The 16,090-nt window shown below is 49.5% G+C and carries 16 protein-coding genes and 1 tRNA gene; 5 read left to right on the plus strand and 12 right to left on the minus strand.

From position 1 onward, the window contains the following. Positions 1–2: 2 nt before the first annotated feature. The 5 genes from lepA to rpoE form a co-directional block, all read right to left on the minus strand. Positions 3–1,814, minus strand: coding sequence for a translation elongation factor 4 (lepA, locus tag CWI70_RS03260; RefSeq protein WP_126770525.1), 1,812 nt, complete (start codon positions 1,812–1,814; stop codon positions 3–5). Positions 1,815–1,903: 89 nt separating this feature from the next. Then, a complete protein-coding gene (locus CWI70_RS03265) occupies positions 1,904–2,338 on the minus strand; it encodes a SoxR reducing system RseC family protein (RefSeq protein WP_126770527.1) in 435 nt (144 codons plus the stop codon). Positions 2,339–2,348: 10 nt separating this feature from the next. Continuing rightward, positions 2,349–3,353, minus strand: coding sequence for a MucB/RseB C-terminal domain-containing protein (locus tag CWI70_RS03270; protein ID WP_198677642.1), 1,005 nt, complete (start codon positions 3,351–3,353; stop codon positions 2,349–2,351). Continuing rightward, positions 3,343–3,969, minus strand: coding sequence for a sigma-E factor negative regulatory protein (locus CWI70_RS03275; protein WP_126770530.1), 627 nt, complete (start codon positions 3,967–3,969; stop codon positions 3,343–3,345). Before CWI70_RS03275 ends, CWI70_RS03270 begins: the two co-directional genes overlap by 11 nt. Before the next feature lie 19 nt (positions 3,970–3,988). Continuing rightward, positions 3,989–4,567, minus strand: a complete 579-nt coding sequence (rpoE, locus tag CWI70_RS03280; protein WP_126770532.1) for an RNA polymerase sigma factor RpoE — start codon at positions 4,565–4,567, stop codon at positions 3,989–3,991. Positions 4,568–4,751: 184 nt separating this feature from the next. On the opposite strand from rpoE, the gene nadB reads away from it, so the two are divergent. After that, positions 4,752–6,368, plus strand: a complete 1,617-nt coding sequence (nadB, locus tag CWI70_RS03285) for an L-aspartate oxidase (protein WP_126770534.1) — start codon at positions 4,752–4,754, stop codon at positions 6,366–6,368. A gap of 142 nt (positions 6,369–6,510) precedes the next feature. Here the strand turns inward: nadB and CWI70_RS12505 are convergent, their stop codons facing one another. Both CWI70_RS12505 and CWI70_RS03290 read right to left on the minus strand, forming a co-directional pair. After that, complete coding sequence (locus CWI70_RS12505) at positions 6,511–6,642, minus strand: hypothetical protein (RefSeq protein WP_275540743.1); 132 nt, start codon at positions 6,640–6,642, stop codon at positions 6,511–6,513. 3 nt (positions 6,643–6,645) lie between these two features. Beyond that, entirely contained in the window at positions 6,646–6,918 is a 273-nt protein-coding gene (locus CWI70_RS03290; RefSeq protein ID WP_126770536.1) for an FAD assembly factor SdhE, read from the minus strand. A 92-nt stretch (positions 6,919–7,010) separates the two neighbouring features. Here CWI70_RS03290 and ygfZ point away from each other — a divergent pair, with 92 nt between their 5' ends. From ygfZ to CWI70_RS03305, 3 genes are all read left to right on the plus strand, one after another. Further along, positions 7,011–7,955, plus strand: a complete 945-nt coding sequence (gene ygfZ, locus CWI70_RS03295) for a tRNA-modifying protein YgfZ (protein ID WP_241967811.1) — start codon at positions 7,011–7,013, stop codon at positions 7,953–7,955. Next, positions 7,952–8,440 (plus strand): FKBP-type peptidyl-prolyl cis-trans isomerase, encoded by a 489-nt coding sequence (locus tag CWI70_RS03300; RefSeq protein WP_126770539.1) that lies wholly within the window; start codon positions 7,952–7,954, stop codon positions 8,438–8,440. The genes ygfZ and CWI70_RS03300 overlap by 4 nt, the downstream gene beginning before the upstream one ends. A 120-nt stretch (positions 8,441–8,560) precedes the next feature. Beyond that, complete coding sequence (locus CWI70_RS03305) at positions 8,561–9,706, plus strand: trans-sulfuration enzyme family protein (RefSeq protein WP_126770540.1); 1,146 nt, start codon at positions 8,561–8,563, stop codon at positions 9,704–9,706. A gap of 68 nt (positions 9,707–9,774) precedes the next feature. On the opposite strand, the gene lysS is transcribed toward CWI70_RS03305, so the two are convergent. From lysS to xerD, 5 genes are all read right to left on the minus strand, one after another. After that, complete coding sequence (gene lysS / locus CWI70_RS03310; protein ID WP_126770542.1) at positions 9,775–11,289, minus strand: lysine--tRNA ligase; 1,515 nt, start codon at positions 11,287–11,289, stop codon at positions 9,775–9,777. A gap of 14 nt (positions 11,290–11,303) precedes the next feature. After that, positions 11,304–12,402, minus strand: a protein-coding gene (gene prfB / locus CWI70_RS03315) for a peptide chain release factor 2 (protein WP_126772676.1) whose coding sequence is annotated in 2 segments (ribosomal slippage) — positions 11,304–12,326 and positions 12,328–12,402 — 1,098 coding nt in all. Because the reading frame shifts where the segments join, the coding sequence is not laid out codon by codon here. A gap of 44 nt (positions 12,403–12,446) precedes the next feature. Beyond that, positions 12,447–14,168, minus strand: coding sequence for a single-stranded-DNA-specific exonuclease RecJ (gene recJ / locus CWI70_RS03320; protein WP_126770544.1), 1,722 nt, complete (start codon positions 14,166–14,168; stop codon positions 12,447–12,449). Between the two features lie 3 nt (positions 14,169–14,171). Beyond that, a complete protein-coding gene (dsbC, locus tag CWI70_RS03325; RefSeq protein ID WP_157980855.1) occupies positions 14,172–14,909 on the minus strand; it encodes a bifunctional protein-disulfide isomerase/oxidoreductase DsbC in 738 nt (245 codons plus the stop codon). Between the two features lie 91 nt (positions 14,910–15,000). Beyond that, positions 15,001–15,912 (minus strand): site-specific tyrosine recombinase XerD, encoded by a 912-nt coding sequence (gene xerD / locus CWI70_RS03330; protein ID WP_420849334.1) that lies wholly within the window; start codon positions 15,910–15,912, stop codon positions 15,001–15,003. 87 nt (positions 15,913–15,999) lie between these two features. Between xerD and CWI70_RS03335 the strand changes: the two genes are divergently transcribed. Further along, a tRNA-Tyr gene (locus CWI70_RS03335) sits at positions 16,000–16,084 on the plus strand. Positions 16,085–16,090: the final 6 nt, after the last annotated feature.

The raw sequence follows: 16,090 nt of genomic DNA on the forward strand, positions 1-16,090 counted from the left end.
TGTTATTTCCCTACTTTCAGCACCGCGAGGAAAGCCTCTTGCGGAACCTCAACATTACCCAGCTGCTTCATTCGCTTCTTACCTTCTTTCTGCTTCTGTAACAGCTTTTTCTTACGGCTTACATCACCGCCATAACATTTAGCGGTAACATTTTTACGTAATTGCTTCACCGTTGAGCGGGCAATCACGTGGTTGCCGATGGTCGCCTGAATTGCAATATCGAACATCTGTCGTGGAATAAGTTCGCGCATCTTATCAACCAGTTCGCGACCTCTGCCCTGCGCGTGATCTCGATGCGTGATCATCGCCAATGCATCAACACGGTCACCGTTAATCAGCACATCCACGCGCACCATGTCTGCTTCTTGGAAGCGCTTAAACTGATAATCAAGCGACGCATAACCGCGTGACGTTGACTTTAGGCGGTCAAAAAAGTCCATCACTACCTCGGCCATCGGCAGCTCATAAGTTACCGCTACTTGTTTGCCATGGTATGCCATTTTGGTTTGCACGCCGCGCTTGTCGACACAAAGCGTAATAACGTTCCCCAAATAATCTTGCGGAACCAAAATATTTGCTTCGACAATGGGTTCATAGATGGTTTCAATATCATTGATCGGCGGTAGGTTTGACGGATTATCGACACTCACTTCGGCACCGTCAGTTTTCACCACTTTGTAGACCACTGTTGGTGCAGTGGTAATGAGATCAATGTCATATTCGCGCTCGAGTCGCTCTTGGATGATTTCCATATGTAGCATACCTAAGAAGCCACAACGGAAACCAAAACCAAGTGCTGCTGAGTTCTCTGGTTCATAAAACAGCGAGGCATCATTCAATGACAGCTTACCCAGCGCATCACGGAAGTTTTCATAGTCATCCGATGAAATCGGAAACATTCCGGCATAAACTTGCGGTTTAACTTTTTTAAAGCCTGGTAATGGCTTATCCGCCGGCGTCTTAGCTAACGTGAGTGTGTCACCTACTGGCGCACCCAGAATGTCTTTAATACCCGCGATGACAAAGCCTACTTCACCACAACGTAGGATTCCTGTTTCAGTCGGCTTCGGTGAGAAGAAACCGACTTTGTCGATCTGATGCGTTTGCCCAGTCGACATCACTTTCATTTTGTCGCCCGCACGCAATGTGCCATTCTTAACTCGTACTAAGGACACAACGCCTTGGTAATTATCAAACCAAGAGTCGATAATGAGTGCTTGTAGCGGTTCTTCGGCGTCGCCCTGCGGAGCTGGGATTTGTTTAACAATTCGCTCCAACACTTCATCAATGCCGATACCTGTTTTCGCTGAACATTGCACCGCATCAATCGCTTCAATGCCAACGATGTCTTCAATCTCTTCCGCAACACGCATGGGATCAGCTTGCGGCAGGTCAATTTTATTCAGCACGGGGACCACTTCAAGATCCATTTCGATCGCGGTGTAGCAGTTTGCAAGGGTCTGAGCTTCGACGCCTTGTGCTGCATCCACAACCAACAGAGCTCCCTCACAACCCGCCAAACTGCGCGAAACCTCGTAAGAAAAATCAACGTGTCCAGGCGTGTCGATAAAATTAAGCTGGTAGGTTTCACCGTCTGCCGCTGTATAGTGAAGCGTAACGCTTTGCGCTTTGATGGTAATACCTCGCTCCCGCTCAAGATCCATTGAGTCAAGAACCTGTTCGGCCATTTCGCGATCGGTCAACCCGCCACAATGTTGGATCAACCGATCCGATAGCGTTGATTTACCATGATCAATGTGCGCAATGATCGAGAAATTTCGAATATTTGCTTGCTTAAACGCCTTGTCTGGCATTCATGCCCCCGCAACTGCTAAAAGAAATACGTGAATAACCGCCGATCATACTGATAATACGGCCCAGAACAAAGGTTTTTCGGAGAATTTCAGTGCAACTGGCGTACTTGTAGTAGTCTTGATACCTGCAAATCACGCATTTGGTACCAACGCTTCAATGCGACAAAACTTGCTGCGAAGCCAACTAATGCGGTCACGATACTGACTCCCTCGCTCAACCCCAATAGTCCTTGCGTCATAATGGCAACGGCTAATAGCGTCAGTATTGGCACACCATAAATAATTAATGACGCTTGGGTAAGTGCTTGTTCAGGCATCAACAGTTCAACGGTTTCACCAACGGTAAACTGACCGTCTGGTCGTGCGACCCGAAATGTCGCACGCCGGTCAGAGAAGGCTTTGGAAATTATCCCAGCGCCACACGTCGATTGCTGAGCGCAACCTCCACACCCCGTCTGCAGCTCCGTCGATACTTCTAAATGATCGTTTTCGATCGCTTGTACCACAGCAACTTCACGAATCATTGTGCTCCCCCTACTTCGCAGTCAACACAACACTATCGGCGATACGTTGCAGCGTGTTCAACGGCAGTTTTCCGACCGCAGTGACGGCCAAGCCTTGCAGTTGTACATTATAAATTGACTCAGGGCCCTGCACGCCTAGGTTCGGTAGTGACTGAACGTCACCTTCCGCAATATATAACGAAAACTCGGTAAGGCCATCGCTGTACAAGAAGTGATCCGTAGGAAGACGAGTCTGCGCTAACAAACGATGATTAGAACGTTGTAATTCAAAGCCATCAGGCAACCATTGTGGTTGTGCACCGAACTGTGGCGCTTGACGATTACGACTATCCAGCAACCGCGGTGGCCGTTGCACGCCGCGAACGTCACTCAAACTAATAGGAACCGAATCAGCCTCATAAAAGTGAGTGACTTGCAGTTGCTCTAAAATCTCACCTTGCGGGGTCGTCATCTGCATTTTTAACAGCATACCTGAATCATTATCGATCCATAGACCGTAGTGATAACGATCATTGTCGCGGCTTAGCACGCGTACAAATTTGGTTTCGCGGCCCACCACTCGCACGCCTCGATCAGCTGCACTTACTTGATAGTGCGGTTTCAAAGCAGCAAAGTCTTGATAAAACGCGGCTGGCAATAGACCGTACGTTACATCTGTCGTGAGCGAATAAGATTGTTCAACCAACTGTGAATAGTAGGACGTTTCTTGTCCTAGGCGCACAATCCGCCTGTCGGGCCCGTTTAACATGACAATGAGTTCAGCCTCTAGCCCATCCGGAAAAGTGCCGTGTAGCCATTGCATCGGCTCCAAACGATCACCCGAGACGCGCACTAAGGTCGCTTCAAAGTTGAGTTCACGTAAAGCTTGGGACATTTCATTAAAACGTTGTTCAGCGGCTGGAACCTGTGTGGATTGCGCTGAGGCGTTTAAAAGCGAGGATTCTTGGGCGAAAGTTGGGCTTGCAAAAGCAAGCAGCAGCCCGACAAGGCTGCTGCCAAGTAGATTAGTTGTCATTCGACAGACGCTGTTCCTGTGTTGGTTCGTCTTCTGGAGCTTGCTGTTGCGCTTGTTCATTCAGTTGCTGAGCCTGCAAAGAGAGCTGACGTTGACTGTTGTGATCAAGCAAATAAAACTGCAACAAACGACGCTGTTGCGCAATCTCTGCTTGTGTAGGTTCATTGCTTTCTAACACCGTATTGTAGCTAACTGGGCTACGACCGCCAAGCGGATTAGTCACAAATGCTGGCTCGACACTTTCTTCAGGCATCACTGGTTGTGTCTGCTGCACCGTAAGGACGGCGACTAAAGCGACACTGGCTGCAATTGCCACGCTGCCAGTAGGTTTTAAGAGACGTTGCACCATTTGCCGACCTTTACCAAATCGACCTTGCACAACGTTACTTGGTTGTGGCTCTTGGGCAACTTGCGCTGCAATTGATGCACTAATATCAACCGGAGTCGCCGAAGTTGCCTCGTTTTTCATAATACGACCGATCAACGCATAACGCCCCCAAGCGTGCTGCGCTTCAGTGTCGCTTAACAAGCTATCAAGGTGCTGTTCACGCTCTCGCGCATCGAGCACTGCATCGTCAAGCAACGCTGATAGTTGTTCATAGCTACGGTCTGTCATATGGATTCCTCAAACTTTGTTAGCGCTCTAATAAGGGTCTTAGTTGCGCATCGATTGCTTCTCGAGCTCGGAAAATTCGTGACCGTACGGTTCCGATAGGACAATCCATCTCAATTGCAATTTCTTCGTACCCTAGTCCTTCGATTTCTCGCAATGTAATTGCCCGGCGAAGGTCTTCCGGCAAACTTTCAATCGTGTCCATCACCACATTCCGAATTTCATCGGTTAACAACAAACTCTCCGGTGATGCACCGTCGCGCAATGCTCCTGCGCTTTCTAAATAATCTGCTTCTTCAGCGTCCACATCAGTTGCTGGCGGTTTGCGCCCTTGGGACACTAAATAATTCTTTGCCGTATTCACGGCAATGCGATAAAGCCACGTATAAAACGCACTATCGCCACGAAAATTTCCTATGGCACGGTAAGCTTTAACAAAAGCTTCTTGTGCTACATCAGGCACATCGGCAGCCTGTTTGACATAGCGCGAAATCAGGCTCATTACCTTGTGCTGATATTTTTGCACCAACAAATTAAATGCTTGTTGGTCGCCCTGCTGCACTCTTAGCACCAGCGCTTTATCAGTTTCTTGTTCGCTCATTTGAGCCTGTTCTCCTTAACCCACATCTTTGTACTGCGAACCAGGCCCAACTACCTTTATTTATGCGTGCTGGTGGTTCAGACAGGGCTATACCCAAAAAGTTCGCAAATTTTTTCTAAACGAGTAAAATCGCTGCTATTCCGTTGGCAAAACAGCGCATTGCGCTCTACAAAACCCCTACTCTATGGAACAAGTCATCGATTATCAATGCGACGTGCTGATTATTGGCAGCGGTGCTGCTGGTTTAACCCTTGCTTTACATCTTGCTGATCATGCAAACGTCTTGGTGTTATCCAAAGGTCCGTTGACCGAAGGTTCAACCTATTATGCGCAAGGTGGTATCGCCGCCGTATTCGATGAGAATGATAGCATTGAAAGCCATATTCAGGATACTTTGATTGCTGGTGCCGGGTTATGCGATCCAGAAGCAGTCGCTTTTACCACACAAAATGCTAAAAAGAGCTTGCAGTGGCTCATTGACCTTGGGGTTGGTTTCGATCGGGTCGATAGCGCCGACGGTGAAAGTAAGTTTCATTTGAATCAAGAAGGTGGCCATAGTCATCGCCGCATTCTACACGCCGCAGATGCCACGGGGCGCGCAGTACAAACCACCCTTGTTCAACAAGTAAAAACGCACGCCAATATTCGTGTCTTAGAACGCTATAATGCCGTGGATTTGATTACCTCACGCCACACTGGGCAAAACTCATCCGACCGCCAGCGCGTCTATGGCGCGTACATTTGGAACCGAGCTGCCGAAAGAGTCGAAACGGTCGCCGCACGATTTGTTGCCTTAGCGACAGGTGGTGCCAGCAAGGTTTATCAATACACTTCTAATCCGGATGTTGCTAGTGGTGATGGTATCGCCATGGCTTGGCGTGCGGGTTGTCGTGTGGCGAATATGGAGTTCAACCAATTTCACCCGACCTGCTTGTTTCACCCAAATGCACACTCTTTCTTGTTGACCGAAGCTTTACGTGGTGAAGGCGCAGTCTTAAAGCGCCCTGATGGCACACGTTTTATGCCCGATTTTCATGAGGATGCCGAACTTGCGCCGCGTGATGTAGTCGCTCGCGCCATCGACTACGAGATGAAGCGTTTAGGCGCAGACTGTATGTATTTAGACATCTCGCATCAACCCAGCGCATTCATCAAGGAGCACTTTCCGACCATTCATGAAAGGTGTTTAAGCTTGGGTATTGATATTACCCAGCAGGCAATGCCCGTTGTACCAGCCGCACATTATACCTGCGGCGGCGTTATGACCAACTTACATGCCGAGACGGACATTCCGCATTTGTATGCCATTGGTGAAGTTGCTTATACCGGCTTGCATGGCGCCAACCGCATGGCTAGCAATTCACTGCTGGAATGCTTGGTGTTTGCCCAAGCTGCCGCAGCCGATATTTGTCAGCGCCTCAACGACGTCGAGCTGAAGCTTGAATTGCCGCGCTGGGACGAAAGTAAAGTGACTAACTCCGACGAGGAAGTCATTATTCAGCACAACTGGCACGAATTACGTCTGTTTATGTGGGACTACGTGGGGATTGTTCGCACCACTAAACGTTTAGAACGTGCGCTACGGCGGATTGAGTTATTGCAGCAAGAGATCCACGAGTATTACAGTAACTTCCGCGTCAGTAATAATCTTTTAGAGTTACGTAACTTAGTGCAGGTCGCTGAATTAATTGTGCATTGTGCAATGCAGCGCAAAGAGAGTCGCGGTCTACATTACACCCTCGACTATCCAGAATTACTTAGCGCCCCGTCACCGACAGTGCTCACGCCAAAGCAAAGCTAAACGCCTGCAGCGCGCATATGCGGTAGCATCGGTCCAGCTACCGCAACAAAACCACCAGCGTGGCGCAAGTCTTTGATCATTTGAACGAACACGCATGAAATAAATCAACACTACCCAAGGTGTTACAAATACCCAGTGCGGTTCAGACAACGCCAAGGGCCGCTCGCCCCCCAGCAACGTAAGCGTGTTTACGTTTTCGTCTACCGCCCAAACCGACGTTGGCAGCGCTATCAAGAACGATAACCAGCGCCAAGGTTGTTGGCAGCACAGCCACACGTCAAACCTTCACACGACTTAAAATATAATCGACCATGCTCTTAAGTTCCGCATCTTCACATTGTTGATGCCCCATGAACCAGGCAAATAGATCGGGGTCATCGCAGGTGAGTAAACGTCGAAAAGCAGCTTGCTGTTCAGCATTAAGGTCATCATAGGCTTCTTCAACAAATGGCATAAACAGCACATCAAGTTCAAGCATCCCGCGGCGACAAGCCCAGCGAAGACGGTTCTTGTCACGCAAAGAATCAGCATTCTGTTGTAATTTTTCCATAGGTTCCGACATCGCCCCTTGTATAATAAAAAACTGTCCCCACCTATCTGTCATAGACGTTTTGACATCAACGAAAGATAACGAGGTTGATTGTGCTAACAACAGAGTTTACCAAAGCTCCACCGGAATACGTAACAGTTTCCCTTGCTGATCACGGCGTATTGCAGGTTTCCGGACCTGATACCGAAAGTTTTTTACAAGGCCAATTTACCTGTGACCTGCAGCAACTCGATACGGAACACTGGAGTTACGGAGCGCACTGCGATAATAAAGGTAAAACACTGAGTAACTTTTTCCTCGTTCGTGAGGGTGATGGCGTACTTTTAGTGACGTCAAAACCTGCGATGGAAGCTTCTTTAGCCCAACTACAAAAGTTTGGCGTTTTTAATAAAGTTGAGATCAGAGATGCCACTGAGGATTTCCAACTGTTCGGCGTATTTGGTACCGCAGCACCTGCACGTTTGGCGGAGTTACTCGATGCGCCATTAGCGAGTGCTGAGTCTGCTGCAGTAAGCCGTACCGAACAAGCCATTGTCTTGAGCCTTGGTGCGCAACCTGATCAATACCTGTGTCTGAATCGGGGCGAAGCGCTACCGAGTAATTCAGCCCCTGCCTACTGGCAGGCGCTGGAAATCGAACGTGGCCGACCGACCCTATTTTCAGGTACAATACAAGAGTTCGTACCCCAAATGCTGAATCTACAAGCCTTAAATGGCATCAGCTTTAGTAAGGGGTGTTATATCGGCCAAGAGACGGTCGCCCGAATGAAATATTTGGGTAAACAAAAGCGTGCACTTTTTCGTTTAAGTGGTCACGGCAAGCCGGTCTCAGCAGGCGCAACTGTTGAGCAACAGCTTGGTGAAAACTGGCGACGTGCAGGTACGGTAATTAATGCAGTGAGCCGTACTGAACAACATCTGGATATTTTGGCGGTGTTACCGAGTGATCTCGATAATGACACCAAGCTACGTATTAAAGATGATGACGCGAGTCTCTTGGAAATTTACCCACTGCCCTATAAATTGGATGAATCATGACTCAAACCATTAGCCAAGACAAAGTTGTCGGTATTCACTACACCGTGAAAACCGCCGAAGGCCAAGTGCTAGACCAATCAAAAGAAGGTCAGCCTTTGCAGTTTATCTTTGGTCGCGGCATGTTAATCAAAGGCCTCGAAGACGCGTTATCTGGCAAAACTGAAGGCGACAAATTTACCGCGGACATCGATCCTGAGAATGCTTACGGCGAGCGTCACGACGGTCTTATTCAGAGCGTACCGCGTAGCTTATTTGGCGACAATCCTGTTGAGCCAGGCATGCAATTCCGTGCCAGCACCGATCACGGTGAACAGTCTGTTGTTATCGTTGAAGTCAACGATGATCAAGTAACTGTTGATGGTAACCACCCATTAGCTGGCGTTGCGCTTAACTTTGACGTTGAAGTTGTTGAAGTTCGTGACGCTGATCCAAGTGAACTCGACCATGGTCACGTTCACGCTGACGGCAACCACGATCACGAATAAGTCGTAAGCCGTTGTAGCATGAAAAAAAACGCACCTTCGGGTGCGTTTTTTATGCTTTGCAAATAACCCCTAAAGCTTTACTCTAAGCCCATACACCCGCCGTTAGAGGCTTAGCAAAGAATGTCGAAGAAATCGTACCCCTATTCCCCCGCCACAGCTCTGGCGCAATCGCTTGGCAGTATTGACCAAGAAACGCAAGCCGTGGTGCCGCCGATTCACGTTGCAACCACCTATTTACGCGGCAAAGATAACAGTTATCCAACCGGTAATGTCTATTCCCGTGCCGACAATCCAACGTACAAACCCGTTGAAGCATTATTAACAAAGTTAGAAGAAGGCCATGAGGCCCTGCTTTTTGGTTCAGGTATGGCCGCCGCGACAGCGGTATTTCAAGGACTTCGCCCGGGTGATCACGTGCTTGCGCCAAAGGTGATGTATTGGGCGCTGCGTAATTGGTTGCTCAACTTCGCCACAGATTGGGGACTAAACATCGAGTTTATCGACATGACCGCTGCAGAAACGGTCGCCAAGCATCTTAAAACGGGCGCAACCAAACTCGTTTGGCTCGAAACTCCAGGCAACCCACTATGGTGTATCAGCGACATTGCCGCTATCGCGAAATTTGCGCATGCCGCCGGCGCGCAAGTAGCCGTTGACTCCACCTGTGCAACGCCCTTGTTAACGCAACCATTAAAGCTCGGCGCCGATATTGTGATGCATTCAGCCACCAAATATCTCAACGGTCATTCCGATGTCATCGCTGGGGCATTAATTGGTGCTCGAGATGACACCTACTGGCAGCGTATTCGTGCCGTGCGCGCTCAAAATGGCGCTGTACCAAGTCCACATGACGCTGCACAACTATTACGCGGTATGCGGACCATGCATTTGCGCGTGCGTGAAGCGTGTCAAACCGCACAGTTTATCGCTGAGCAACTCGAACAGCACCCAGCCATCGCACAGGTTCTCTATCCAGGCTTACCTAGCTTCGCTGGCCATGCGATTGCCCAACAACAAATGCACGGTGGCTTCGGCGGGATGCTCTCGGTACGTTTAATCGGTGGAGCTGATGCGGCGATTCACGTTGCCGCACATACCAAGCTATGGAAACGGGCTACATCGCTCGGTGGTGTAGAGAGTTTGATTGAGCACCGCGCGAGCATTGAAGGCGAAGGAACACCGTGCCCAGAAGATTTGCTGCGCATGTCGTGCGGCATTGAAGACCGGCAAGAGCTCCTTGACGATTTTCTACAGGCGCTCCCCTAAGCAGCATCATAAAAAAGCCCCGAAACCTTTCGCTTTCAGTTTCGGGGCTTGTTTTCGTCGCAAATTAGTTAGTCTTTGCGTGGACGCATGTGCGGGAACAGCAAGACGTCACGAATCGAAGGTGAATCCGTCAACAACATCACCAGTCGATCGATACCAATACCCTCACCTGCGGTTGGTGGTAAGCCATGCTCTAGTGCAGTGATATAGTCTTCATCAAAGAACATCGCTTCATCATCACCCGCATCTTTTTGCTGCACTTGATGCTGAAAACGCTCAGCTTGGTCTTCAGCGTCATTCAACTCTGAGAAACCATTTGCGAGCTCACGACCACCAACAAAGAATTCGAAACGATCCGTAATGTGTGGATCTTCATCATTGCGACGAGCCAGCGGTGATACCTCAGCAGGATAGGCAGTAATAAAGGTCGGCTGGACCAATTTGTGTTCAGCTACTTCTTCGAAGATCTCGATTTGGACTTTGCCCAAGCCCCAATTTGGCTTGACCTTAATACCGATACTTTCTGCCAGCTTGGTTGCAGCCTCCAAGGTACTCAATTGTTGTTCAGTAGCATCCGGCAGGTGCTGCAAAATAGCTTCATTCACGCTCATACGCGCAAACGGCTGGCTAAAGTCATACTCAACGCCTTCGCTAGTGAATTGACTTGAACCGAGAATTTCTTCGGTCATACCGCGCAACATATCTTCGGTGAGATCCATCAAGTCACGGTAATCTGCGTAGGCCCAGTAAAACTCGAGCATGGTAAATTCTGGGTTGTGCCGGGTCGATAGACCTTCATTACGGAAGTTACGATTGATTTCGAAGACTTTCTCAAACCCACCAACAACCAAACGCTTCAGATAAAGCTCCGGCGCAATACGCAAATACAACTCCATGTCGAGCGCGTTGTGATGGGTCACAAACGGTCGTGCTGCCGCACCGCCCGGAATGGTTTGCATCATCGGTGTTTCAACTTCCAAGAATTGCTTCGCAGTTAAATAGCGACGAATGTAATCAACAACTTTTGAGCGCACAATAAACGTGCGGCGTGATTCATCATTGGTGATCAAGTCAAGATAACGCTGACGATAGCGCGTTTCCTGATCCGCCAGACCATGAAACTTATCAGGTAACGGACGCAATGCTTTAGTTAAGAGACGAACATCATCCACTTGCACACTTAACTCGCCGGTTCCCGTAATGAATAAGGTACCCGTCGCACCGACGATGTCACCAAGGTCCCACTTCTTGAATTCTTGGTTATAAAAGCCTTCTGGCAGGTTATCGCGCGCAACGTAAAGTTGAATGCTACCGCTCATATCTTTAATGGTCGCGAAACTCGCCTTGCCCATTATACGGCGGGTCATCATGCGCCCAGCCACCGCAACGCGGATACCTTTTTCGGCGAGCGCTTCTTTTTCTACATTGTCGTACTCAGCATGCAAGTCTGCAGCTAAGTCTTCGCGACGAAAATCGTTAGGGAACGCCACACCGCGCTCACGCAAGGCCTTTAATTTAGCCTTTCGTTGTGCAATTTGTTCATTTACATCAACGACTTCGGTGTTTTGCGTGTTCTCTGCCATGGTTTGGTTCCTATTTACAGTCCAGATTTCAAACTTGCTTCAATAAATGGGTCTAGCGCACCGTCGAGTACCGCTTGTGTATTACGATTCTCAACGCCGGTACGTAAATCTTTAATCCGCGCATCATCAAGTACATAAGATCGGATTTGGCTACCCCAACCAATATCTGACTTACTGTCTTCCAGCGCTTGCTTCTCGGCGAGCTGCTTTTGCAGCTCCATTTCGTATAACTTGGCACGCAACTGCTTCATCGCTGCGTCACGGTTCTTGTGCTGGGAACGGTCACTTTGACATTGCACAACAATACCACTCGGTTCGTGAGTGATACGAATAGCTGAGTCGGTACGGTTAACGTGCTGACCACCGGCACCTGACGCGCGGTAAGTATCAACCCGCAAATCCGCAGGGTTAATTTCGATGTCAATCGAGTCGTCAATCTCGGGATAAACAAACACTGACGCAAACGAAGTATGGCGGCGATTCCCCGAGTCAAATGGTGATTTCCGCACCAAGCGATGAACCCCAGTCTCGGTACGCATCCAACCATACGCATATTCACCTTGGATGCGGACGGTCGCCGACTTGATACCAGCCACCTCACCTTCTGATAATTCAGTGATCTCAGCTTTAAAGTCATGACTCTCGGCCCAGCGCAAATACATGCGTAGTAGCATATTGGCCCAGTCTTGCGCTTCAGTGCCGCCGGAACCCGCTTGAATATCGAGATAGCAATCAGAGCCATCTTGTGGTCCGGAAAACATGCGGCGAAATTCTAATGTCGCCAGTTGTTGCTCTAATTCTTCGAGCTCGCTAACGGCCTCGTTGTAGGTATCCTCGTCTTCAGCTTCTACAGCTAAATCAACCAGCCCTTCAACATCATCCAAGCCTTGAGCCAAATTTTGTAAGGTCTCCACGACCTGTTCTAGACTCGCTCGTTCTTTGCCTAATGCTTGCGCGCGCTCTTGATCGTCCCATACACTTGGGTCTTCAAGCTCACGAGTAACTTCTTCTAAACGCTCGACTTTTTGAGCGTAGTCAAAGATACCCCCGAAGCGCTTCACTACGTTCGCGCATTTCTTTTATGGCCACATAAGTTGCATTGGTTTCGAACATAAAACGAGCTTTCATCCAAGGTTGTTTACAAAAGGGACGGCATTTTACCGTAAAGGCAACAAATGCTCCACCAGCAGTTGCACATTGGTGCGTCCACGAAAGTGGTTCAACTGAAGTTTATAAACCAGTTGAGCTTTACGGACAGATAAATTTGGCCATTCTTGCGTATCAACATTAAAGGCAATTGCATCAAGCACTATTCCGTCAGCCGTTTGCACCACCAGCTTCAAATGATTTTGCCCAACAATGCGTTGTTGTACCAACTCGAAAACGTCATCAAACAAAGGTTCAGGGAAACCCTGTCCCCAGGGGCCTAAACGCTGCAGCTGGGCGACAAAGTCTTGGGTAAAACATGACGCGTCCAGCCCACCATCCGTCAAAATGGTGCGTTGCAACGCTTCAGCTTCTAACCATTCGGTCGCAACAGCAACGGCCGCATGTTGAAATGCTTCGAGGTTTTCCGGCGCCAGCGAAAGGCCTGCGGCCATCGCGTGTCCACCAAAGCGCTCAATAAGTTCTGGATGTAAGGTGTGCACGCGTTCTAATAAATCACGCATGTTTAGTCCGGGAATTGACCGTGCGGAACCTTTTAGCAATCCGTCATCACCCGCCGCGAATGTTATCGTGGGGCGATGAAACTGTTCTTTGACGCGGCCCGCGACAATGCCAACCACACCTTGATGCCAATCTTCTTGGTGCAACACCAATAGCGGTGGCAACTGCTCTTCCGAAAGTTGTAATTCAGCAACATAGGTTGCGGCACTCTCACGCATTTCGGTTTCAATTGAACGCCGCTCGGCATTCAAGTCATTAAGTTTTGCCGCTAATTCGGTGGCCATGGTCAGATGATCACTGAGTAAGCATTCAATGCCGATAGCCATATCATCTAAACGGCCCGCAGCATTTATACGTGGTGCCAATGCAAAGCCAAGATCGCTAGCTTGTAAGCGTTCTGGCTCACGTTGAGTGACGTGTAATAATGCGTGGATTCCCGGTCGACAGTGGCCAGCGCGTATGCGCTGTAAGCCTTGTTGCACCAACACACGGTTGGTGCCATCGAGTTTCACCACATCGGCAACTGTGCCTAGAGCAACAAGGTCCAGCCACTCGGCAAGGTTAACTCGACCCGCTGGATGTTGCTTGTCACGGGCGCAGGCGCGCAACGCCAACAGCACATAGAAGGCAACGCCAACTCCAGCGATCGACTTACTAACAAAGCCGCACGCAGGTTGATTTGGATTCACGATCGCGTACGCCGCAGGCAATTCACTACCAGCAAGGTGATGGTCAGTGATGATGACATCAAGCCCCGCTTCGTTTGCCGCGGCAACACCCGCGTGACAGGATATTCCGCTATCTACGGTCACCAGCAATTGCGCCCCTTGCTGCTGCGCATAGCGCACCACATTGGGCGACAAGCCATAACCGTCGGTGAAACGGTTCGGTACGCAATAGCTTACTTGCTGTGCGCCCATTTCCCGCAGCGCCGATACCATCAAAGCTGTTGACGTAGCACCGTCCGCGTCAAAATCACCACAAATGCAAATATGTTCCTGTTGTTCAATAGCTTGCAGGAGCCTAGCCGCTGCGCGCTTAGCGTCATGCAGATCGGTAAAGTGCGGGAGTTGTTGTAAACTGAGATCGAGTTGTTCCGCCGCTGTTAACCCTCGTCGCGCCAACAATTGGCGAACGATGTGCGGCAGCTCAGGCGGTAAACCACTGTCATCAACGTCAGCACGGCGCTTAATCGTCAGCGCATCAGTCATACTTTATCCCTGCTTTAGCATGCCCAGTAAACGGTTTGCATCCACTAAGCCGGGGATTAGTTCACCCGAGGGCAGTACCATCGCTGGCGTGCCACGCACACCAAATTTATTACCTAAGGCAAAATGTGCAGCAACTGGATCATCGCAGCTAGCAGCTGGTAAGCGCTTGTCATTTTTAGCGGCGTCAAGCGCTGCTTTTTGATCGGCCGAGCACCAGACTGTTTTTAACTGTTGGTACGCAGTGCCTTGGAGACCACTACGTGGCCAAGCAAGATACTGAATTGTAATGCCTTTACTGAGATAACTTTCGATAGTGTTGTGTAATTGACGACAATAACCGCAGGTAGGATCGGTAAACACTGTCACCACGTAATCCTCATCCGCCGCTTTGTAAGCGATCGTTTCATCAGCAACAGCAGCGACATCGCGCTGACGCATAGCACGAATGGCATTTTCGCTAAGATTCAACGGCTCACTACCGGTAATGTCATAAATACGGCCGCCAATCAGTTTCTTACCATCGTCCGCAACGTAAACGAGACCTTGATCGGTAATCACCTCGTAAACACCAGGAATCGATGACTCTTTTGCTGACTCGATAGTAAAGCCCATCTGCTGCAAATAACTGGTATTGAAAGCGGCAGACGCGTTGGCCGACGAATTAGCTGTCGCTTGGGCTTCTTGTTGCGGTGAACAAGCCAATAAACCAATAATACTCGCGGCCAAAAATAACTGTTTCATAGATGTCTCATTTAGCTTCATTGATAGGTGAAAGGTTATCTCGTTATGCCGTCCAGTGTAACGTTATTTGCTAGGAAACGCAGCCACTTTGCTAAGCACGCGGATGATGTGTCGCATGCAGTTGTTGTAACCGTTCACGTGCCACATGCGTATAGATTTGTGTCGTCGACAAATCACTATGGCCAAGCAGCATTTGCAACACGCGCAGGTCCGCTCCATGGTTTAATAAATGGGTCGCGAAAGCGTGGCGCAAAGTATGAGGTGATAAATGCGAACGAATATCCGCCTGCTGCGCATAGAATTTTATACGATGCCAAAACGCTTGCCGTGTGAGCGCACCACCGCGTCGGGTCACAAACACATAATCGCTGGGCACTTTAGTTAATTGCACACGCGCTTCTTTCGTGTAGCGCTGCAACCACTCTAAAGCTGTTTCACCAAGCGGCACCAAACGTTCCTTGTTGCCTTTGCCGACCACTCGCACCAACTCTTGCTGCAATGAAATCTGACTGAAAGTCAGTTGTGTCAATTCGGTAACTCGCAAGCCTGTTGCATAAAGTACCTCGAGCATAGCCCGATCACGCAATTGCACCGGATCGCTTACGTCGGGAGCCTGCAATAACGCCTCAACCTCGCTTTCGGCAAGACTATGGGGTAACGCTTGCGGTTGTTTAGGTTGGCGTAATCGCGCAGTTGGGTCAGCGGCGCAAAGGCGCTCCTGTACTGCGTAGGTGTAAAATTTTTTCAGGGCACTCAACGCCCGTGCGGTACTTCGCGGGGATAAACCTTGTTGCCGGCGCCAAAGCAAATAATCTTCGACGTCAGCACTACACACCTGAAGTAGTTCGGCATGCGCGCCGCGGTGCGCCAGAATGAACTGCAAAAATTTCTTTAAATCGGTCGCATAGGCAGCGCTCGTGTGCGGACTGACGCCCTGCTTCAGCCATAGGCGATCAAGGAAGGTGGCGATAATTTCAGCATGCTTTGTCGACAAAATAGACAACCTATGTGGAACAACAAGAAATAACCTTGGCTTTTATCATAGCGGGGTTTACAGGCCGCCTCAATCTGCTACTATGCCCGCCTTCGTGGAGGGGTTCCCGAGTGGCCAAAGGGATCAGACTGTAAATCTGACGGCTCAGCCTTCGCAGGTTCGAATCCTGCCCCCTCCACCATTTTCT

This window comes from Pseudidiomarina homiensis (genome assembly GCF_003987225.1).
Taxonomy (GTDB): Bacteria; Pseudomonadota; Gammaproteobacteria; order Enterobacterales; family Alteromonadaceae; genus Pseudidiomarina; species Pseudidiomarina homiensis.